Source organism: Streptomyces sp. NPDC042346 (genome assembly GCF_055581845.1).
On record NZ_JBVJEH010000005.1, the window covers coordinates 159,996 to 181,327 of the forward strand.

Here is a 21,332-nt window from a genome sequence, read left to right on the forward strand (position 1 = left end):
GGCCGATCAGCCGGTCGATAGCCTCTTCTGTAGAGGTTAGTACAGAAGTGGTGTTGTCCGCTGCCCCCCGAGTGGGGAAATCGGCGGTACCGCGTCCTGCCCTCGACTCTACGACCGGTCCGTCCCCCCGCCCACCTCGTCGGGCGACCACGGTGGCACGGCGTCCCCCTCCCCAGCCCCATCCGACAAGGAGAACCAGTTCATGACTATCGCGGACGACGCCACGGCGGGCGGCGCCTTACCCGGCACGAGCGGTCCCGACGCCCGCGTGCGGTGGGGCCTGCGGGAATGGCTGATGCTCGTGGTGGTGTGCGGAGCGTTCTCCCTCGACGCGCTCGACAACATCATGGTCGGCATCGCCACCCCCCAGATCAAGGACGAGTTCGGCATGAGCACGTCCGCCGCGCAATGGGTGGTGAGCGCGTACGTCCTCGGCTTCGGCGGCTTCCTGCTGCTCGGCGGCCGGATGTCCGACCTGCTCGGCAGGCGCCGGGTGTTCCTCGTCGGACTCACCGTCCTGGCGGCCGGCTCCCTGCTCGGCGGACTGGCGAACAGCGGCATCCTGGTCATCGTCGGCCGGCTCGTGATGGGCATCGGCGCCGCACTCACCGCGCCCTCCGCCCTCTCGATCGTCGTCGGCAACTTCCCCGAGGGGCCGCAGCGCAACCGGGCCCTCGGCATCTACACGGCCTGCGGCGCCATCGGATACTCGATCGGCGTGGTCGTCGGCGGCGCCCTCACCCAGGCCAGCTGGCGCTGGACCTTCGTGCTCGGCGTGCCGGTGGCCCTCGCGGCCCTGATCGGCGCCCTGATCCTGGTCCCCAAGGACCCGGCGCACGACGGCTCCAAGCGGCACTTCGACGCCGCCGGCGCGGTCACGGTCACCGCCGCCATGCTGCTCCTGGTCTACGGCATCGTGCAGGCCCCGACGAGCGGCTGGTTCTCCGGCGTCACGCTCGGCGTCCTCGCCGCCGCGGCCCTGCTGCTCGCCGCCTTCGTCGTCATCGAGACCCGCAGCCCGCAGCCGCTGCTCCGGCTCGGCCTGCTGCGCAACAAGTCCCTCGTGGGCGCCAGCCTGATCGCCGCGGCGATCCTCGGCACCTACATGAGCTACCAGTTCATCGGCAGCCTCTACCTCCAGTCCTACCGGGGCTGGTCGCCGCTGCAGATGGCCTTCGCCTTCCTGCCGATCGGCCTCATGATCCTCACCTTCGCGCCCCGCGCGGGGAAGTGGCTCGGCCGGACCGGACTGCGCTGGCCCGTCTTCGGCGGCATGTTCGCCTACACCGTCGCCTTCCTGCTCTTCCTGCGGGTGGGCGAGGGCTCCTCGTACTGGCTGGTCATCCTGCCCAGCATGGTGCTCATCGGCGTCGGCTTCCCGTTCGCCTTCACCGCGGCCAACGTGCGGGCCACCTCGGGCGTCGCCGAGAACGAACAGGGCCTCGCCGCGGGCATCCTGCAGACCGGCTACCAGGTCGGTGCCGCGGTGGTGCTCGCCGTGGTGACCGTCCGCATGGGCGGCGAGGAGAGCCCCTCGCACGCCGAGGCGCTCACCGGGTACCACCAGGGCACCTGGGTGATCATCCTCATCGCGGCCGTCTCCGCCTTCTCGGTGCCGATCGCCGCGCTCGCGGCCCGGCGGCGGGCCGGCAGCGGCGCCCCGGACGGGGCGGCCACGGACGGCGGCTCCTCGGACGGTGATTCCCCGGCCGGGGACTCCCCGTCCGAGGGCGCCACGGACGGGTCCGGTGCGGAGAAGGCGGACGGCCGCGCGGCCGAATCCGCCGGCCGGTCCGCGCGCTGATCCGGTCCGCGCGTTGATCCGGTCCGGAGCGGACTCCGGAGAACAGGTGCCGGTTCGCGAGAGGCCGCTCCCCGTCGAGGGGAGCGGCCTTCCGTGCCTGGTCACGGGCCTGCCGGCCCGGGTCCGGTCACTCGTCGAGCAGGTCCGGCTGCTCGTGGACGATCTCGTCCCAGAGCAGCTGGAAGCTGAACCAGCCGAGGTGCCGGTCGCCGAAGCCGTCGCGGGCCGCCACGGCCTGCTCGTGGCTCATCGGCTTCACCTGTCCGGCGGCGGCCGCCAGCAACTGCACCTGTGCGGCGGCCTCGTACGTGAAGAACCAGTGCACGGCCTCGTCGACCGTGCCGCCGACGGTGATCAGACCGTGGTGGCGCAGCAGGATCGACCGCTTGTCGCCGAGCCGGGCGGCGATGTCCTCGCCCTGCGCGAGGCTGATGGACGGGCCCTCGTAGTCGCTGTAGAGGACCTGGTCCTCGTAGAAGGCGGCGGATTCCTGGTCGAGCGGTTCGAGCAGCCGGCCGAGCGCGCCGAGCGCCCGCGAGTACGGGGTGTGCCCGTGTGCGGCGGCGACGGCGCCCGGGTGGGCGCGGTGGATGGCGGAGTGGATCACGAAGGCGCTGGGGTTGAGCCGGTGACGGCCCTCGACCACCCGCCCCTCGGAGTTCACCAGGATCAGGTCACGGACCTTCACCCGGCTGAAGGGGACGCCGAACGGGTTGACCCAGAACAGGTCGTCGCCCTCGGGATCTCGTACCGATATGTGTCCCGACACGCCTTCCCCGTACCCGTACTTGCCGAACAGGCGCAGGGCGGCGGTCAGGCGCTGCTTGCGGTGCCTGCGGTCGTCCTCCACGGAGTCGAAGACGGGCTCGGTAGGCATGGGCAGGCCCGTGTGGGTGTCGGCCAGGTAGTCGGCCCGTTCCTGCGTCGCGATCTCGGTCATGTGCGGGCTCCTCGGTCGTGTGGGGCGGCCGGTGTCCGGCCGGGGAGGGTGGGTGCGGGGAAGGCGGGCAGGGGGGAGTCGGGTGCGCGTGGGGGTGCGGGGTGTGGCTGATGGTGTCGGGTCACAGGGCCCGGACCGGGTTCGCGGACGCGACGGGGGTGCGGGCGGCCTCCGCGTGGACGGCGTCGGCGATGTCGACGGCCCGGTCCACCAGGGAGGGAACACCGAAGGTGAAGAAGAGCGATCCCGAGGCGAGGTCGCCGAGGGCGTGGATCCGCCGGTCGGTCTCGCCGGCGGCGAGTAGCCCGCTGGTCGACCGGGAGACGTGGACGCCGCCGCGCGGATGCCGGGCGGCGAGTCCCCTGCGGACGAGGGCGTCGACGAGCGCCGACGCGCCGCGCGGGACGCGGGCCGAGCCCGGGCTGACGGCGTTGACGACGACATCGGCGTCCTGGACACCGGCGTCGCCCACGAGCCGGAAGCCCCCGTCCGGCAGGGCGGTGATGCGCTCGACGCCGCGGACGATCCGCAGCCGGCCCTGGTCGGCCCGGTCGAGCAGCGTCGCCGCGCTGGCCGGCGGCATGGGGCAGCACAGGCTCATGACGGTCCGGTAGTGGTCCCGCAGCAGCCGGGTCCGCTCGTGCTCGGGCAGCAGCGGCCAGACGTCGGGGCCCGTGTCCGGGACCGCGCGCTGGAGGAGCCGCAGGCCCGGGTCGGAGCCGTCGACGAGGTCGTACTGGCGCCGGAGCCGGGCGATGGGCTCCTCGACGCCGCAGGAGGCGATCTCCTCCGTGACGGAGTCGAGCCCCGATCCTGCGTCCGCGAGCTCGGCCCCCATCAGGGAGACCACCTCGTCGACGGAGAGCCGTTCGCCGCGCGCGGCGACGGCACGGAAGTGCGCCGCGGTGAAGTACCGCGGTTCGCGCTCCACGGGCCGCTGGCGGACGCTCGGCAGCACCCCGCGCCGGGAGGCCATGACGATCTCGCCGGTGTGCCCGGCGGCGGTCAGCTGCAGGACCACGTCCACGGCGGTCAGGCCGCTGCCGATCACGACGACCCGGTCCCGCTCGCCGATGCCGGCGAGCCGCTGCACGACTGGGTAGGGATCGGCGACGAACCCCGGAGTGCCGGTCAGCCCGTGCGGGTCGGCCGGCTCGCCGGTGCCCACGCAGAGCACGGTGTGGTCGAGGGCGTACGGGGTGCGGTCGGCCGTGTACGCGACGAGGGAGCCGTCCTCGCGCGCCAGGTCGACCACGGCGGCCCGGACCAGCTGGATGCGGGAGCCGCAGGCCGCGAGCCGGTTCAGCGCGCTGCGGGCGCACTGCTCCAGATAGTCGCCGTACAGAGCCCGGGGCGGGAACGTGATGCCCGACCGGGCGTCGACGTGGTCGGTGCGCGTGCCGAGGACCACGGCCCGCGCTTCCAGCCACCGGGTGAAGTGCTCCGGGTCGCCGGCCCGGACGGTCATGTCCTCGGGTGGGGCGTTCACCCGCAGGGTCGCCGCGTCGGGTTGGTAGGCACGACCCCGCCACAGGTGCGGGGAGGGGTCGAACACCGTGACCGACTCGGGAATTTCTTCGCGCTGGCTCAAAGTGTCGAGCAGGCATACGGCGGAGGCGCCGCCTCCGATGATGCCGATTCTCGCAGGAAACAACATTCGAGCGAACCCCGTTCAATGGCGCGGATGATGTCCGTTCTTTTGCAGAGGGAAAACCGATCGGAACAGGCGCGGAAAGAAATGCGGAAGGTGGGTGCCGGAACATCGGGAGAACCGAACCGCAAAACCTGTGAAATCGGGCTCCAGTCTGCTGGCTCCCCACTGCTGCCGCTGGCGCGAACACGCATACGACATAACGGGTTTGCGCACACCGCTGAGATGCACGTGCATCCGCACGGGAAGCAAGGAGGGGAGAGGGAGAAGGAGAAGGTGGGGAAGGCGGGGGTGATGGGGGAAGTGGGGGATGGGGTGACGGTGGGGAGGGGGCGGGCGGGCCGGCCGGGCCCGCCGCCGGGCTGCTGGAGTCCGCGGGAGTCCGGGCTACGGGAGTCCGCGCGTGGACTGGCGGCGCCACTCACGGGGGGCCACCCCGTAGCGCTCGCGGAACAGCTTGCTGAAGTGCGACGCGCTGTCGAGGCCCCAGCGCTCCGCGATGTTGGCCACCGTCAGATGGGCGGTGCGCGGGTCGGAGAGGTCGTCCCGGCAGCGGCGCAGCCGCTCGTTGCGGATCCACAGGGCGGGACTGCTGTCCTCGTCCTGGAACAGCAGCTGGAGGTAGCGCAGGGAGATCTTGTGATTCCTGGCCAGCAGCCGGGGGCTCAGCTCGGAGCAGCTGAGGCGGGCGCGGGCGAAGGTCTTGATCCGGTGCAGCAGGGCGCGGCGGGCCAGGACGGGGTCGCTCACCGCCTCGCCGAGCTTCTCCGAGCAGACCGCGCCGACCAGGCTGGCGACGCTGCTCCCCAGGTGGTCCGCGATCGCCGGGTCCAGCCGGGACATGTTCCGCGCGGCGCTGCGGAGCAGGTCGGCGAGGAGCACGCTGGCCCCCTCGGAGCCGGACCAGGTGGCCGCCCGCAGCGGGTGCTCGACTCCGGCCCTGAGATCGACCAGCTGGTGGTCGAACTTCACGGTGACCATGTGGATGGACTGCCGCATCCAGAGGGTGAAGGGGAGGGAGCTGTCGTAGCAGAAGAGGTTGCCCGCCCGGGCGACGGCCGTGATGTCGCCCTGCTGGACGCGGACCTCTCCCTCCAGGACGCACGCGAGGTAGAGGGGAGCGGCCGTCGCCCTGGTGGCGAGCAGCGGGGTGCGCTCCACGGCGTGCGGGCCGGCCTGGACCTCGGCGAGCTGCACGGTGCCGAAGGTGCCCGTGGCGATGGTCCCTTCGAAGTGGCCGGGCTCGGTCCGGTAGACGCGCAGCGGACCGCAGGTGTCCGTGACGAGATCCCCCCAGGCGTGGAATCCCCGTTGCAGAGCGGATTCCCCGGTGCGCAGGGTGCGCACCGGGCCGGGCGGGTCGAGCAGGACAGCGCTCATGTGAATCGTCCCGGTGCCGCCGAAAGAGATATGCAGTTGCCCTGTGGCTCTCGGGGCATGAATTTTCTCCTTTCCAGAGGACCGTTACCGGTTCTGTGCACAGATGCTCCTCATCCTGCTCCATGGGCTCGGTCGCCCGGCAGTTGGATTTGCGTCAGCGCTCTTCGAACAAGGATTCCTGCTTCGTGTATATCCACGGGAAGGGCGCGCGGCCCCTGTCGCAGTGTGTAGTTCATGGAACCTTCACGAATCTCCGCTCGTCCCGGACATGGCTGAAGCCCCGTCGGTGCGTGACCGAAGGGGCTCTTGCTTTCCTGTCCCGGGACCTTCCGGGCGCGTTCAGGGTGTGTTCCTGGGCGGGCCTGGGGCGCGGAGGCCGGAAAGGCTGCCTTGACGGCGGCGCCGGGTGGCGCGTGCGGAGGCTAGCGCGCTGCCGGTACGCCCCCGTGCACGACCTCGCGCTCCCAGGCGTCCCGCGGCTGGGTGTGCAGGCGCCAGTAGTGCTCGGCGATGTCGTCCGGGTCGAACGCGGTACCGGGCGCCACGGCGCCGGGGACGGTCACCGAGGCCACGTGCACCCCGGCCGGACCGTACTGCGCGTCGAGCAGGTCGACCAGGGTCCGGACACCGAATTTTCCGAGACCCAGGCTGACCCAGCCCGCGTTGATCCGGGGCATTCCGCCCGTGACCAGGATCGTTCCGTGCCCCCGCTCGGCCATGCCCGGTGCCACGTGGCTCGCCGTGGTGAGCGCGCCCACCACGTTCACGGCCCAGGCGTCCAACTGCCCCTGCGCGCCGAGCTCGCCCGGGGCGTCACTGCGGATGAGCGCGGCGTTGTAGACGGCCGCGTCGACCGGCCCGAGCTCGCCGCCGACCCTGTCGAGGGCGGCCCGCAGGCCCTCCTCGTCCGTGCTGTCGGCGGTCAGGGCCAGCACCCTGCCGCCGTCCCGCCGGATCTCCTCGGCGACCTGTGTCACGGTCTCCTGCGTCCGCGCGATCACGGCGACGGAGTACCCCTCCCGGGCGAACCGCGCGGCCACGGCCTTCCCGATCCCCGGCCCGGCGCCGACCACCACTGCTGTGGACACCACAACTCCTCTGTTCCTGCGAACGGTTACGGGCGGAGCGTACGACGATCTTCGACCCCGTCACCGCCCTCACCGGTCAGGAACCACCCGCGCGAGCGAACGGCGGACACGGAGCGTGACGGTGCGCCGGAGTGGCCGAACGGTTGTGTCAGACGCGGTCCCGGAGGGCGGCCTGCCAGGCCGGGGCGGGGGTGCTGGGTTCCGTCTCGGGGCTGCGGCCGCCCCGGGCGAAGAAGTCGGCGAGGGGCAGGAGGGCCGCGCCGACGGTGACGGCCTCGGGGCCGAGGGTGCCGAGGTCGATGCGCGTGCGGCTCGCCGGGTAGCGGAGCGCGTACGCGCCGGCGTGGCGGGACACGGTGTCGAGGAAGCGGGTGCCGAGCTGGAGGCCGGCCCAGCCGCCGACGAGGATGCGTTCGGGCTGGAAGAGGTTGATGAGGTCGGCGAAGCCCGCGCCGAGGTACTCGGCGGTCTCCTCCAGGACGGCGAGTGCCGTGGTGTCGGGTGCCGTTCCCGGGTCGGCGGGATGGGCGGCGGCGAGCATCGCGGTGAGGGCGGTCTCCTCGTCCGCCCCGGCCGGCGGCTGCCCCCCGGCCTCGCGCCAGCGCTCCAGGAGGGCCTCGGCGCCTGCGTACGCCTCCAGGCAGCCGTGGGAGCCGCAGCGGCAGCGCCGCCCCCGGACCCGGACGGTCAGGTGTCCCCATTCGAGGGCGCGGCCGGGTTCCATCGGGTCGCTGACGGAGCAGGCGCCGACGCCGGAGCCGAAGAGGACGACGACGGCGCTGCGGGCGCCGCGTCCGGCGCCGAACCACATCTCGGCCTGGCCGAGGGTCTTGGCGCCGTTGTCGATCCAGTACGGCACGGTCTCGGGCAGGTCGACGGCCCGGCGCAGGAGCCGTTCCAGGGGGACGGTGTCCCAGCCGATGGTCTGGCCGTGGACGACGGCGCCGTCCTCGCCGTGATCGACGATGCCGGGGACCCCGACGCCGATGCCGAGGAGGCGCTCGACGGGGACGTCCGCGGCGCGGAGCACCTCGGCGATGCCCTCGCACAGGTGGGCGACGACGAGGTCCACGTCGTAGCGTTCGGTGCGGGGCCCGGAGCAGGCCAGCGCCCGTTCCGTGCGGGCGAGTTCGGTGAGGGCGAGGTCGAAGAGCTCGATCCTGATGCGGGTCTCGCCGATGTCGACGCCGATCATGAACCCGCTGTCCGGGGTGATGCGCAGGAGGGTACGGGGGCGGCCGCCGGCGGAGTCGACGCTGCCGGCCTCCTCGACCAGTCCCTCCGCGAGGAGTTCGGCGACGACGTTGCTGACGGAGCCGGAGCTCAGGCCGGTCGCGGGGCCGAGCGTGAGGCGGCTCTCCGGCCCGTCGAAGTACAGCCTGCGCAGAACGGCGGTGCGGTTCTCACGCCGCAGGTCACGCACCGTGCGGCCACTTCTCGCGTGCACTTTGGTCCCCGTCTCTGAAGTCGTTCGTTGCAACATACCCGCAGTACAGGCCTTGACGCGACCTTCCCGTGGGGTTTAACTCACATCCTAAATTAAGCCGATGTCACGGAGAGCGGTCCAGGCGCTCTCCTTGATCGGCAACCCCGCCGTCCCCCCGAAAGGGCCCAGGAGCCATGCGCAGAATCAGAGCCGCAGTCACCGGTGCCGTCTCCCTCTCCCTCGCCTTCACCGCCACCGCCTGCGGCGGCGGGGAGAGCGGCGAGGCGACACCGAAGACCCTCACCTACTGGGCCACCAACCAGGGCTCCAGCCTGGAGGTCGACAAGAAGGTCCTCCAGCCCGAGCTCGACCAGTTCGAGCGGGAGACCGGGATCAAGGTCAAGCTGGAGGTGATCCCGTGGTCCGACCTGCTCAACCGGATCCTCACCGCGACCACCTCGGGCCAGGGCCCCGACGTCCTCAACATCGGCAACACCTGGAGCGCCTCCCTCCAGTCCACCGGCGCGCTGCTGCCCTTCGACGCCAAGAACTTCGAGGCCGTCGGCGGCAAGGACCGCTTCGTCGACTCCGCCCTCGGCTCCACCGGCACCCCCGGCAAGGACCCGGCCGCCGTCCCGCTCTACTCCATGGCCTACGCCCTCTACTACAACAAGCAGATGTTCAAGGACGCCGGCATAGCCAAGCCGCCGACCACCTGGGACGAGGTGATCGCCGCCGGCAAGAAGATCAGCAAGGGCGGCAAGTGGGGCATCGGCGTCGAGGGCTCCAACCTGTCCAACAACATCCACCAGGTCTTCGTCCTCGCCAAGCAGCACGGAGCCGACTTCTTCACCGCCGACGGCAAGCCGGACTTCACCTCCGACGGCGCCGTCGCCGCGGTCAAGCAGTACGTCGACCTGATGGCCACGCAGAAGATCGTCGCCCCCGGCAACGCCGAGTACGCCCAGAACCAGTCGCTGAGCGACTTCGCCAAGGACCGCACCGGCATGGTCCTGTGGCAGACGCCGCAGCAGACCTTCGCCTCGCAGGGCATGGCCCCCGAGGAGTGGGGCGTCGTCCCCGCCCCGGTCCCGTCGGGCACGCCCGGCCAGGACCAGCAGACCAACTCGATGGTCGCCGGCATCAACATGGCCGTCTTCAAGAACACCAAGAACCTCGACGGCTCCCTCAAGTTCGTGAAGTTCATGACCAGCGACGAGGAGCAGATCCTCCTCAACAAGGCCTACGGATCGGTGCCGCCGGTCAAGAGCGCCCAGAAGGACCCCGCGTTCGCCGACCCGTCGCTCACCGTCATCCGCGAGACCCTCGCCGGCAGCGCCGCCGCGCTCCCGCAGGTCCCCGAGGAGTCCCAGTTCGAGACCGTGGTCGGCACGGCCGTCAAGGAACTGTTCGCGGACGCCGCCGCGGGCCGGCCCGTCACCACCGAGTCCGTACGGGCCAAGCTCGAAAAGGCCCAGCAGCAGATGCCCAAGAAGTAGGCCGCACCTCCATGACCAGAACCGCCGTCACTCCCACGAGTGAGCCGGTGGTGCGCAAGGCCGCACCCGGAGGGGCACCCGCACCACGCCGCTCCGGGCGTCGCCGCTTCGCACTGCCGTACCTGCTGCTCCTGCCCGCCCTGCTCCTCGAACTCCTCGTCCACCTCGTCCCGATGCTCATGGGCATCGGCATGAGCTTCAAGGAGCTCACCCAGTTCTTCATCCGCAACTGGTCCGAGGCCCCGTGGGCCGGCCTCGACAACTACACCGTCTCGATCGACTTCGACGCCCCCGTCGGCCAGGCGCTCCTCTCGTCCTTCCTGACGACGTGTCTGTTCACCGTCCTTTCCGTGGGGATGTGCTGGTTCCTCGGGACGGCCGCCGCCGTCTTCCTCCAGGAGGAGTTCCGGGGCCGCGGCATCCTCCGCACCCTCTTCCTCGTCCCGTACGCCCTGCCCGTCTACGCCGCCGTCATCACCTGGGCGTTCATGTTCCAGCGGGACAACGGCCTCATCAACCACGTCCTCCACGACCAGCTGGGCATCGGCGACAGCCCCGCCTTCTGGCTCATCGGCGACAACAGCTTCTGGACCCTGCTCGTCGTCTCCGTCTGGAAGGGCTGGCCGTTCGCCTTCCTCACCGTCATGGCCGGCCTCCAGAACATCCCCCGGGACATGTACGAGGCGGCCGCCCTCGACGGCGCCGGCGTCCTCAAGCAGCTCCGGCACATCACCCTGCCGTCGCTCCGGCCGGTCAACCAGGTCCTCGTCCTGGTGCTGTTCCTGTGGACGTTCAACGACTTCAACACGCCGTTCGTCCTGTTCGGCAAGGCGGCCCCCGAGGCCGCGGACCTGATCTCGCTGCACATCTACCAGTCGTCCTTCCAGACGTGGAACTTCGGCACCGGCTCGGCCATGTCCGTCCTGCTGCTGCTCTTCCTCCTCGTCGTCACCGGCGTCTACCTCCTGCTCACCACCCGCGGAAGGAAGACCTCCGATGTCTGAGAACGCCAACGCACTCCGGCGCACGGCGCCCGCCCGCGGGCGCAAGGCCCCGCGCTCCCCGATGGCCGCGCCCCGCTCGTTCCTGTGGACCCGGCGGATCTTCCTCACCCTGCTCACCACCTTCGTGGTGCTGCCGGTCTTCGTGATGATCTCCAGCTCGCTGAAACCGCTGGAGGACGTCTCGGGGAAGTTCCAGTGGATCCCCTCGGGGCTCACGATCCGCCCGTACATCGACATCTGGGAGACCGTCCCGCTCGCCGACTACTTCGTGAACTCGATCGTCGTGGCCGGCTCGGCCACCGTCTTCTCGGTCGTCGTCGCGATCTCCGCCGCCTACGGGGTGAGCCGCTACGACTTCCGCGGCAAGCGGGTCTTCACCGTGACCGTGCTGTCGACGCAGATGTTCCCCGGCATCCTCTTCCTGCTGCCGCTCTTCCTCATCTACGTCAACATCGGCAACGCCACCGGCATCGCGCTCTTCGGCTCCCGCGAGGGCCTGGTCCTCACCTATCTGACGTTCTCGCTGCCGTTCTCGATCTGGATGCTGACCGGCTACTTCGACTCGATCCCGCGCGAACTCGACGAAGCGGCCAAGGTCGACGGCTGCGGACCGATCAAGGCCCTGTTCCGGGTGATCGTCCCGGCCGCGTCCCCCGGCATCATCGCCGTCGCCGTCTACGCCTTCATGACCGCCTGGGGCGAGGTCCTCTTCGCCTCCGTCATGACCAACGACACCACCCGCACCCTCGCCGTCGGACTCCAGGGCTACGCCACCCAGAACGACGTGTACTGGAACCAGGTGATGGCCGCCTCGCTCGTCGTGAGCGTCCCCGTCGTCGTCGGCTTCCTCTTCCTCCAGCGCTACCTCGTCGCCGGCCTCACCGCGGGTGCGGTCAAGTGACGTCCTCCTCCGCCCTCTCGGTCTTGTCTCCTCCCATCACGAAGAGGTCCTCCGTGTCCGCATCCCCCGACTCCCGCACCCCGCTCGACCTGGAGGCCTTCCCTCCGTCCTTCGCCTGGGGTACGGCGACATCCGCCTACCAGATCGAGGGCGCCGTCGCCGAGGACGGCCGCGCCCCCTCCATCTGGGACACCTTCTCCCGTACACCCGGCGCCATCGACAACGGCGACGACGGCGACACCGCCTGCGACCACTACCACCGCTGGCCCGAGGACGTCGCCCTGATGAAGGGCCTCGGCACCGACGCGTACCGCCTCTCCCTCGCCTGGCCGCGCATCGTCCCCGGCGGCGACGGACCGGTCAACGCCGCCGGACTCGACTTCTACGACCGGCTCGTCGACGCCCTCCTCGACGCGGGCATCGCCCCGTCCGTCACCCTCTACCACTGGGACCTGCCGCAGGCCCTCCAGGACCGGGTCCAGGACAGCCGCGGCGGCTGGACCGAGCGGGCCACCGCCGAACACCTCGCCGCGTACGCCTCCGTCGCCGCCGAGCGCCTGGGCGACCGCGTCACCCAGTGGACCACCCTCAACGAACCCCTCTGCTCGGGCTGGATCGGCCACCTGGAGGGCCGCATGGCCCCCGGACACACCGACCTGACGGCCGCGGTCCGCGCCTCGTACCACCTGCTCCTCGGCCACGGACTCGCCACCCAGGCCATCCGCGCCGCCGCCCCTGGCGCGCGGGTCGGTCTGGTCACCAACCACTCCACCGTCGCCCCCGCCTCCACCCGGCCCGAGGACGTCGCGGCCGCCGCCCGCATGGACGGCCACACCAACCGCTGGTGGCTCGACCCGGTGTACGGCCGCGGCTTCCCCGCCGACATGCGCGAGCTGTACGGCGTCGAACTGCCCGAACGGGCCGGCGACATGGACACCATCGCGACCCCGCTCGACTGGCACGGCCTCAACTACTACTTCCCGGTCACCGTCACGGACGACCCGGCCGGCCCCGTCCCGTACGCCCGCGAGGTCCGCCTCCCCGACGTGCCCCGCACGGGAATGGACTGGCAGATCGACGCCGGCGGCCTGGAAGCCTTCCTGCTGCGCCTCACCGAGGACTACGGCGTACGCGAGCTGTACGTCACCGAGAACGGCTCGGCCTTCCCCGACACCGTCGGCCCCGACGGCGAGGTCCACGACCCGGACCGCACCCGCTACCTGGAGCAGCACCTGGCCGCCTGCGCCCGCGCCCTGCGCAAGGGCGCCCCGCTCGCCGGGTACTACGCCTGGTCCCTGCTCGACAACTTCGAGTGGGCCTACGGCTTCGACAAGCGCTTCGGCCTCGTCCACGTCGACTACGCGACGCAGAAGCGGACCGTGAAGACCAGCGGACGGCGGTACGCGGACATCATCCGCGCCCACCGGGCGGCGACCACCGGCTGACCGGACGGTCCTCGCACACGCAGGGAAGGCCGCCCCGGCACGAACGGGGCGGCCTTCCCTGGTACGGACGGGGCGGCCTTCCCCGGTACGTCGCCACCGCCCTACCCTTCCTCTCCGATCCCCTCCGAGGTTTCCCGTACAGGAGCGCCCCATGGCCGCCACCGCCGTTCCGTCCCCTCCGCCGGGCCCCGACGACGACGCCGAGAAGCTCGCCGAAGAACGCGCCCACGCGCTCGCCGTCGAGCGGCTGCGCCACGCCCTCGGCCCGGTGGCGGTCGTCCGGGGCACCGCCCTCAGCGGGGGCCTCTACAACTCCGCCCGCGTGTTCGAACTCGCCGACGGACGGCGGCTCGTGCTCAAGACGGCTCCCCGGACCGGCACCCCCGCCCTCACCCACGAACAGGGCCTCCTCGGCACCGAGGCGCTCTTCCACCGCCTCGCCGCCCGGGCGGGCGCCCCCGTCCCCACCGTCCTCCACCACGAGCCGCCGGGCCCCGGCACCCCCGCCGAGTGGCTGCTCCTCACCCACGTCGACGGCATCACCTGGGACGCCGCCCGCGAGCGGATCGCACCCGCCGAGCGTGCCGCGCTGCGCCGGCGGCTGGGGGAGTGCCTGGCCCGGATCGCCACCGTCACCGGGGCCGGCTACGGCTACCCGCGACCGGCCGTCGGCCTCTCCGGCCCCGACTGGCCCTCCGCGTTCACCGCCATGCTGCACGCCGTCCTCGCCGACGCGATCCGCTTCGAGGTCGCCCTGCCCGCCCCGCCCGAACTCCTCGCCGCCCTGCCCGTACGCTTCGGCCACCGGCTCGCCGAGGTCCGCCGCCCCGCGCTCGTCCACTTCGACGCCTGGGAGGGAAACATCGTCCTCGCCGGGACCGGGAACGGCCCGTGGCGGCTCAGCGGCCTCATCGACGGCGAACGCGCCTTCTTCGGCGACCCCCTGGCCGAACTCGTCGGACTCGACCCGCTCGGTTCCGCCGAGGACGATCCCGACCTCATGGCCGGCTACCGCTCCCTCGCGCCGAGCCTGACCATCGACACCGGCGCCCGTGTACGACTCGCCCTCTACCGCGTCTACCTGGCCCTGGTCATGCGCGTGGAAGCCGTCCCCCGCGTCTACGGCGGGGAGCTCGCGGCCTGGCTCGACACCTGGTCCGCCGAGCGCGTCACACAACAGCTCGCCGCCCTGGACGCCCTGGAGGCCTGACGTGCCGGCGCGGCGGGGTCAGGTGGAGTCGCGGACGACGAGCACCGGCTCGAACACCTTCGAGGCGGGCTCGGAGCGGCCGCCGGCGAGCTCCTCGACCAGCAGGCCGGCCATCGCGGCCGCCATGCGCTCCACCGGCTGACGCACGGTGGTCAGCTGCGGCCGTGCCCGCCGCGCGGCCACCGAGTCGTCGAAGCCCACCACGGCCACCGCCCCGGGGACGGCGATCCCCTCCTCGCGCAGATACTGGCAGGCGCCCTGCGCCATCAGGTCGTTCGCGGCGAACACCGCGTCGATCCCCGGGTGTTCCCTCAGCAGCCGGGCCATGGCGTGCCTGCCGCTGTCCACCGAGAACCGTCCCCGGACGACGGGAACCGACGCCACGCCGCGGGCCGCGAACGCGTCCCGGAAGCCGTCGAGGCGCTCGTTCGCCGTGGGGGCGGTCACCGGTGCGGCGATGGTGGCGGGGCGCCGCCGGCCGGTGGCCCACAGGTGCTCGGCGGCCAGCCGGGCGCCCGCGGTGTTGTCGAGGTCGACGAAGCCGCACCGCGTGGCGTCGTGGGGGCGGCCGAACAGCACCGTGGGGACATCGGCCGCCACCAGCATCGCCGGCAGCGGGTCGTCCCCGTCGAGCGGGACCACGAGGGCTCCGTCGGCGCCGCCCCGCCGCAGGTACTCCACCAGTTGGGTCCTGGCCTGCTCCGACTCCGCGACCAGCATGACCGGCTGGATCGCGCGCTCGCGCAGGACCGGGAGCACTCCGTCGACCACCCGCCCGAAGAACGGGTCGGAGAACACCCGGGCGGCGAAGGCCTTTCCCGTCGCGGAGAGCACCAGGGCGACGGTTCCGGTGCGGCGCGTCACCAGGGACCGGGCGGCCTGATTGGGCGTGTAGCCGGTGCGGGCGACCGCGTCGCGTACGGCCTGCTGGATGCCGGGGTCCACGTTGCGCACGCCGTTGACGACACGGGACACCGTCGCCCGCGACACCCCCGCCTCACGTGCGACGTCCTCCAGAGTCGGTCCTCGGTTCCCCGTCCGCGCGCTCTGTCGATTCCCCACGCGTGCACCATATCGGGGCTCCGTGTCCGGTGGTGGTACGGGCTCGGGCCATCCCGAACCACATGGCGCTGCCACTTAATGAAAGCCAAAAGAAAAGCCGTGTCGCATGCCTTGACCGTCGTTGTGGCCGCCGGGCAAGGTTTCGGAGAGCGCTCTCCCATGTTTCCGTTCTGTACACCGAGGAGCCCCATGTCTTCCGTCGGGTCCCCGCCGGCCTTCCGGCGCCCCGCTTCAGCCGTCCGACGGGCCACCGTCGGCGCACTCGTCGCCTCCCTCGCCGGCGGCCTGCTCGCCGTCCTCCCCGCCGCGACGGCCCACGCCGCCCCCACCCTGCTCTCGCAGGGCAGGACCGCCACCGCCTCGTCCACGGAAGGGGCCGCCTACGCCGCGTCCGCCGCCGTCGACGGCAATCTGACCGGAACCCGCTGGGCCAGCCAGTGGACCGACGCCCAGTGGTTCCAGGTCGACCTCGGCCAGAGCGCCACCCTCAGCCGCGCCCTTCTGACCTGGGAGGGGGCCTACGGCAAGAGCTACGAGATCCAGGCCTCCGACAACGGCACCGACTGGCGGACCGTCACGACCGTCACCGGCGGCGACGGCGGCACCGACGACGTCACCCTCTCCGGCACCGGCCGCTACGTCCGGATGAAGGGCCTCACCCGCGGCACCGGATACGGCTACTCCCTCTGGGAGTTCCAGGTGTACGGCTCCACCGACGGCGGCGGCCCGACCCTCCCGGGCGGCGGCGACCTCGGCCCCAACGTGCACGTCCTCGACCCCTCCACCCCGAACATCCAGGCCACGCTCGACCAGGTCTTCCGGGAACAGGAGTCGGCCCAGTTCGGCACCGGCCGCCACGCGTTCCTCCTCAAGCCCGGCACGTACAACGGCCTCAACGCCCAGATCGGCTTCTACACCCAGATCGCCGGCCTCGGCCTGCGCCCCGGCGACACCACCATCAACGGCGACGTGACCGTCGACGCCGGCTGGTTCAACGGCAACGCCACCCAGAACTTCTGGCGCGGCGCGGAGGGCCTGACCCTCAACCCGGTCAACGGCACCGACCGCTGGGCGGTCTCCCAGGCCTCCGCCTTCCGCCGCATGCACGTCAAGGGCGGGCTCAACCTCGCGCCGAACGGCTACGGCTGGGCCAGCGGCGGCTACATCGCCGACTCCAAGGTCGACGGCCAGATCGGCAACTACTCGCAGCAGCAGTGGTACACCCGCGACAGCTCGATCGGCGGCTGGTCCAACAGCGTCTGGAACCAGACCTTCTCCGGCGTCGAGGGCGCACCCGCCACCTCGTTCCCCGAGCCCCGCTACACCACGCTCGACACCACGCCCGTCTCCCGCGAGAAGCCCTACCTCTACCTCGACGGCAACGAGTACAAGGTCTTCGCGCCCGCCAAGCGGACCAACGCGCGCGGCACCACCTGGGCCAACGGCACCCCGCAGGGCGAGTCCGTCCCCCTGAGCCAGTTCTACGTCGTCAAGCCCGGCGCCACCGCCGCCACCATCAACCAGGCGCTCGCCCAGGGCCTGCACCTGCTCTTCACCCCGGGCATCTACCACGTCGACCGGACGATCAACGTGAACCGGGCGAACACCATCGTCCTCGGCCTCGGCCTCGCCACGATCATCCCGGACAACGGCGTCACCGCGATGAAGGTCGCCGACGTCGACGGCGTCCGCCTCGCCGGCTTCCTGATCGACGCCGGCCCGGTCAACTCCCCGGTCCTGCTGGAGATCGGACCGGGCAACGCCTCCGCCGACCACGCCGCCAACCCCACCACCGTCCAGGACGTGTACATCCGCATCGGCGGCGCCGGCGCCGGCAAGGCGACCACCAGCATGGTCGTCAACAACGACGACACGATCGTCGACCACACCTGGGTCTGGCGCGCCGACCACGGCGAGGGCGTCGGCTGGGAGACCAACCGGGCCGACTACGGCGTCCGCGTCAACGGCGACGACGTGCTCGCCACCGGCCTGTTCGTCGAGCACTTCAACAAGTACGACGTCGAGTGGTACGGCGAGCGCGGCCGCACGATCTTCTACCAGAACGAGAAGGCGTACGACGCCCCCAACCAGGCCGCCATCCAGAACGGCTCGACGAAGGGGTACGCCGCCTACCGCGTCGACGACTCCGTGAACACCCACGAGGCCTGGGGCCTCGGCAGCTACTGCAACTACAACGTCGACCCGAACATCCGCCAGGACCACGGCTTCAAGGCCCCCGTCAAGCCCGGCGTGAAGTTCCACAGCCTCCTGACCGTCTCGCTCGGCGGCAACGGCCACTACGAGCACGTCATCAACGAGACCGGAGCGTCCACCGTGCCCGCCGGCACCTCGACCGTGCCGTCCACCGTCGTCAGCTTCCCCTGACGGCCCGGCCGGGGCACCCCATGCGGCGCGCCCCGGCTCCCCACACCCCTTCCGGGCGGCGCCACCGTCCCCGCCGCGCCGCCCGGAAGGCGAACCCCACGCCCCCCAACCCCACGTCCCCACCCCACCCCCACTGTCGTCCGTCCAGGAGCCGCCATGACCAGCATCACCGCCCCGAAGCGACGAAGGCGCGCCCGCGCCCGTACCACCGCCTCCCTCGTCTCCCTCGGCGCGCTGCTCGCCACCTCCGCCACCGTGCTGACGGCCGCACCGGCCACCGCCGCCCCCACCCTGCTCTCCCAGGGGAAGACCGCCACCGCCTCCTCCGCCGAGGGCGCCGCCTACTCCGCTGCCGCGGCCGTCGACGGCGACCTGACCGGAACCCGCTGGGCCAGCCAGTGGAGCGACGGCCAGTGGCTCCAGGTCGACCTGGGCGCGAGCGCGAACATCAGCCGCGTCGTCCTGAACTGGGAGGGCGCCTACGGCAAGGCCTACGACATCCAGCTCTCCGACAACGGCAGCGACTGGCGCACCGTCAAGTCCGTGACCGCAGGCGACGGAGGCACCGACGACCTCACCGTCTCCGGCACCGGCCGCTACGTCCGCCTCCAGGGCGTGACCCGCGGCACCGGCTACGGCTACTCCCTGTGGGAGTTCCAGGTCTACGGCGACACCGCGGCGCCCCCCGGCCCCGGCGGCGCCGTCCGCGTCACCGGCACCCAGGGCAACTGGCAGCTGACCGTCGGCGGACAGCCCTATACCGTCAAGGGCGTCACCTGGGGCCCCGCCATCGCCGACGCCGGCCGGTACATGCCCGACGTGAAGTCCATGGGCGTGAACACCATCCGCACCTGGGGCACCGACGGCGGCACCAAACCGCTGCTCGACACCGCCGCCGCCCAGGGCATCCGCGTCATCAACGGCTTCTGGCTCCAGCCCGGCGGCGGCCCCGGCTCCGGCGGCTGCGTCGACTACGTGACGGACACCGCGTACAAGAACACCATGCTCACCGAGTTCGCGAAGTGGGTCGACACCTACAAGTCCCACCCGGCCACGCTCATGTGGAACGTCGGCAACGAGTCCGTCCTCGGCCTGCAGAACTGCTACGGCGGCACCGAACTCGAAGCCCAGCGCAACGCGTACACGACCTTCGTCAACGACGTCGCCAAGAAGATCCACACCATCGACCCCGACCACCCCGTGACCTCCACGGACGCCTGGACCGGAGCCTGGCCCTACTACAAGCGCAACGCACCCGACCTCGACCTCTACTCGATGAACTCCTACGGAGACATCTGCGGAGTGCGCCAGGACTGGCAGGAGGGCGGCTACACCAAGCCGTACATCATCACCGAGACCGGACCGGCCGGCGAGTGGGAGATGCCCAAGGACGCCAACGGCGTGGCCGACGAGCCCACCGACGTCCAGAAGGCCGAGGGCTACACCAAGGCCTGGAACTGCGTCATCGGACACCAGGGCGTCGGCCTCGGCGCGACCGTCTTCCACTACGGCACCGAGCACGACTTCGGCGGCGTCTGGTTCAACCTCCTCCCCGACGGCCTCAAGCGCCTTTCCTACTACGCCGTCAAGAAGGCGTACGCGGGCAGCACCGCCGGCGACAACACCCCGCCGGTCATCAGCGGCATGACGGTGGACCGCGCCGGATCCGCCCCGGCCGGCGGCGAGTTCACCGTCCGCGCCGACGTCCGCGACCCCGACGGCGACGCCGTCACCACCAGGATCTTCCTGAGCGGCAACTACGCCAGCGGCGACAAGCGGCTCGTCGAGGCGACGTACCGGTCCCTGGGCAACGGCGCCTTCGCCGTCACCGCGCCGGAGAAGCTCGGCGTGTGGAAGGTGTACGTGCAGGCCGAGGACGGCCGCGGCAACGCGGGCATCGAGACGAAGTCCGTCAAGGTCGTCGGCCCGCCGGTCGCCGGCACCAACATCGCCCTGAACCGGCCCACCATCGCCTCCTCCGCGCAGGCCTCCTACGGCGACTGCCCCTGCCCGGCGACCAACGCGACCGACGGCAACGCCACTACCCGCTGGGCCAGCGACTGGAGCGACCCGCAGTGGATCCGGGTCGACCTCGGCTCGGTCCGCTCCTTCAACCGGCTCCAGTTGGTCTGGGACCCGGCCTACGCCCGCGCCTACGAGGTCCAGGTCTCCGACGACGGCGACACATGGCGGACCATCCACGCCACCACCACCGGCAACGGCGACATCGACGCCATCGAGACCGGTGCCACCGCACGGTACGTCCGGCTCCAGCTCACCGCGCGCGGCACCGGCTGGGGCTACTCGCTCCACGAGTTCGGCATCTACAGCTGACCCCCTGAGGAGAACGAGGAGATCACGATGAGAATCCGCGGCCGGACCCTGTCCGCCTTACTGCTCAGCGCAGCCCTGGGCGTCTCCGCCCTGACGGTGAACACCTACACCGCGGCCACCGCCCGCGGGGAGACCACCGCCCCGGTCGCCGGCGCCCACGGGGCGCACGCGGCGGGCGCCGCCAAGGGCCATGTCATGGTGGCCTCCGCGCTCCCCTCGGGGGACGACCCCGACGGCGACGGCTACATCCCGGCCGTACCCCAGGTCACCGGGGTGACCCCGTCCACGGCCACCCCGCCCCCGGCCTACCACCACGAGTTCCAGGCCGGCTGCTCCGTCACCCACACCGCGCCGGACGACCCGATCGTCTACCCGGGCCAGTTCGGCAAGTCCCACGACCACACGTTCATGGGCAACACCTCCACCGACGCCGCCAGCACCACCGGCTCGCTCTACGGAGGCAGCACCACGTGCAAGGCGCCCGCGGACGCCTCCGCGTACTGGATGCCCTCGCTGTACAAGGGCGACCAGAAGATCCTGCCCGTCGGCCCGCAGGTCATCTACTACAAGGCGGGCGTCACCGACTACCGGAGCGTGCGGCCCTTCCCCAAGGGTCTGCGGTTCGTCGTCGGCAACCCGATGCAGACCGCCGAGGAGTTCCGCAGCCACAAGGGCTTCGTCGAGGGCTGGGAATGCGGTGACAGCTTCTTCAACACCGACATCCCGGCGAGCTGTCCGAGCCGGCCCGACGTACAGCTCAACCTGCGCATGCAGGCCCCCAGCTGCTGGGACGGCCTTTACCTCGACACCCCCGACCACAAGAGCCACATGGCGTACACGGTGGTCAAGCCCGGCACCAACGACAACATGTGTCCGGCCTCCCACCCCGTCGCCCTGCCGATGATCGAGTTCAAGATGGCGTGGCCGGTCAACGGCGACATGAGCCAGGTCCGCCTGGCAAGTGGCCGCGGCTACTCCTTCCACTACGACTTCTTCAACGCGTGGGAGGAGCCCACCCTCAAGGCCCTCGTCGACCACTGCATCGTCGGCGGCCTCCAGTGCGACACACGGGGCTTCGACCTGTACCGCCCCGAACGCGGTGCCGTGCTGAACGCGGACCACCGCCTGCCCTGATCCGTCTCCCGTACACGGCCCGGACGCCCGCGAGGGCGCCCGGGCCGCTTTCCCGTCCGCCTCTCGGCA

15 protein-coding genes are annotated in these 21,332 nt (G+C 71.4%); 9 read left to right on the forward strand and 6 right to left on the reverse strand.

All coding sequences use genetic code 11. The annotated features are described in order from the left end of the window. The first annotated feature begins 202 nt into the window (after nt 1–202). Nucleotides 203–1,804: an MFS transporter gene (locus ACZ6K0_RS22325; RefSeq protein ID WP_469229838.1), complete on the forward strand. Its 1,602-nt coding sequence runs from the start codon at nt 203–205 to the stop codon at nt 1,802–1,804. A 127-nt stretch (nt 1,805–1,931) separates the two neighbouring features. On the opposite strand, the gene ACZ6K0_RS22330 is transcribed toward ACZ6K0_RS22325, so the two are convergent. The 5 genes from ACZ6K0_RS22330 to ACZ6K0_RS22350 all read right to left on the reverse strand — a co-directional run bounded on the left by ACZ6K0_RS22330 (nt 1,932) and on the right by ACZ6K0_RS22350 (nt 8,310). Further along, entirely contained in the window at nt 1,932–2,744 is an 813-nt protein-coding gene (locus ACZ6K0_RS22330; RefSeq protein ID WP_376403668.1) for a class II aldolase/adducin family protein, read from the reverse strand. 121 nt (nt 2,745–2,865) lie between these two features. After that, nucleotides 2,866–4,401 (reverse strand): FAD/NAD(P)-binding protein, encoded by a 1,536-nt coding sequence (locus ACZ6K0_RS22335; RefSeq protein ID WP_469229840.1) that lies wholly within the window; start codon nt 4,399–4,401, stop codon nt 2,866–2,868. A 381-nt stretch (nt 4,402–4,782) separates the two neighbouring features. Next, the gene (locus tag ACZ6K0_RS22340) at nt 4,783–5,775 is read right to left on the reverse strand and encodes an AraC-like ligand-binding domain-containing protein (RefSeq protein ID WP_469229841.1); all 993 of its coding nucleotides are present in this window, start codon (nt 5,773–5,775) and stop codon (nt 4,783–4,785) included. Between the two features lie 422 nt (nt 5,776–6,197). After that, nucleotides 6,198–6,863 (reverse strand): SDR family NAD(P)-dependent oxidoreductase, encoded by a 666-nt coding sequence (locus ACZ6K0_RS22345; RefSeq protein WP_469229842.1) that lies wholly within the window; start codon nt 6,861–6,863, stop codon nt 6,198–6,200. A 148-nt stretch (nt 6,864–7,011) separates the two neighbouring features. Continuing rightward, nucleotides 7,012–8,310, reverse strand: coding sequence for an ROK family protein (locus ACZ6K0_RS22350; RefSeq protein WP_469229844.1), 1,299 nt, complete (start codon nt 8,308–8,310; stop codon nt 7,012–7,014). Between the two features lie 173 nt (nt 8,311–8,483). Here ACZ6K0_RS22350 and ACZ6K0_RS22355 point away from each other — a divergent pair, with 173 nt between their 5' ends. From ACZ6K0_RS22355 to ACZ6K0_RS22375, 5 genes are all read left to right on the forward strand, one after another. After that, nucleotides 8,484–9,788 carry an ABC transporter substrate-binding protein gene (locus ACZ6K0_RS22355; RefSeq protein WP_469229845.1) on the forward strand — a complete coding sequence of 435 codons (1,305 nt, stop codon included), beginning with the start codon at nt 8,484–8,486 and terminating at the stop codon, nt 9,786–9,788. Nucleotides 9,789–9,799: 11 nt separating this feature from the next. Beyond that, nucleotides 9,800–10,792 carry a carbohydrate ABC transporter permease gene (locus ACZ6K0_RS22360; protein ID WP_469229847.1) on the forward strand — a complete coding sequence of 331 codons (993 nt, stop codon included), beginning with the start codon at nt 9,800–9,802 and terminating at the stop codon, nt 10,790–10,792. 61 nt (nt 10,793–10,853) lie between these two features. Further along, on the forward strand, nt 10,854–11,693 hold the full coding sequence (locus tag ACZ6K0_RS22365; RefSeq protein ID WP_469230612.1) for a carbohydrate ABC transporter permease: 840 nt from the start codon (nt 10,854–10,856) through the stop codon (nt 11,691–11,693). Nucleotides 11,694–11,746: 53 nt separating this feature from the next. Beyond that, the gene (locus ACZ6K0_RS22370) at nt 11,747–13,138 is read left to right on the forward strand and encodes a GH1 family beta-glucosidase (RefSeq protein WP_469229849.1); all 1,392 of its coding nucleotides are present in this window, start codon (nt 11,747–11,749) and stop codon (nt 13,136–13,138) included. Nucleotides 13,139–13,289: 151 nt separating this feature from the next. Next, entirely contained in the window at nt 13,290–14,348 is a 1,059-nt protein-coding gene (locus ACZ6K0_RS22375; RefSeq protein WP_469229851.1) for a phosphotransferase family protein, read from the forward strand. A gap of 18 nt (nt 14,349–14,366) precedes the next feature. On the opposite strand, the gene ACZ6K0_RS22380 is transcribed toward ACZ6K0_RS22375, so the two are convergent. Then, complete coding sequence (locus tag ACZ6K0_RS22380; protein WP_469229853.1) at nt 14,367–15,410, reverse strand: LacI family DNA-binding transcriptional regulator; 1,044 nt, start codon at nt 15,408–15,410, stop codon at nt 14,367–14,369. A gap of 189 nt (nt 15,411–15,599) precedes the next feature. Here ACZ6K0_RS22380 and ACZ6K0_RS22385 point away from each other — a divergent pair, with 189 nt between their 5' ends. The 3 genes from ACZ6K0_RS22385 to ACZ6K0_RS22395 all read left to right on the forward strand — a co-directional run bounded on the left by ACZ6K0_RS22385 (nt 15,600) and on the right by ACZ6K0_RS22395 (nt 21,263). Beyond that, a complete protein-coding gene (locus tag ACZ6K0_RS22385; protein WP_469229855.1) occupies nt 15,600–17,795 on the forward strand; it encodes a galactose-binding domain-containing protein in 2,196 nt (731 codons plus the stop codon). A 156-nt stretch (nt 17,796–17,951) separates the two neighbouring features. Further along, nucleotides 17,952–20,129, forward strand: coding sequence for a discoidin domain-containing protein (locus ACZ6K0_RS22390; protein WP_469229857.1), 2,178 nt, complete (start codon nt 17,952–17,954; stop codon nt 20,127–20,129). A 27-nt stretch (nt 20,130–20,156) separates the two neighbouring features. Next, nucleotides 20,157–21,263: a DUF1996 domain-containing protein gene (locus ACZ6K0_RS22395; protein ID WP_376403643.1), complete on the forward strand. Its 1,107-nt coding sequence runs from the start codon at nt 20,157–20,159 to the stop codon at nt 21,261–21,263. The last annotated feature ends 69 nt before the right edge of the window (nt 21,264–21,332 follow it).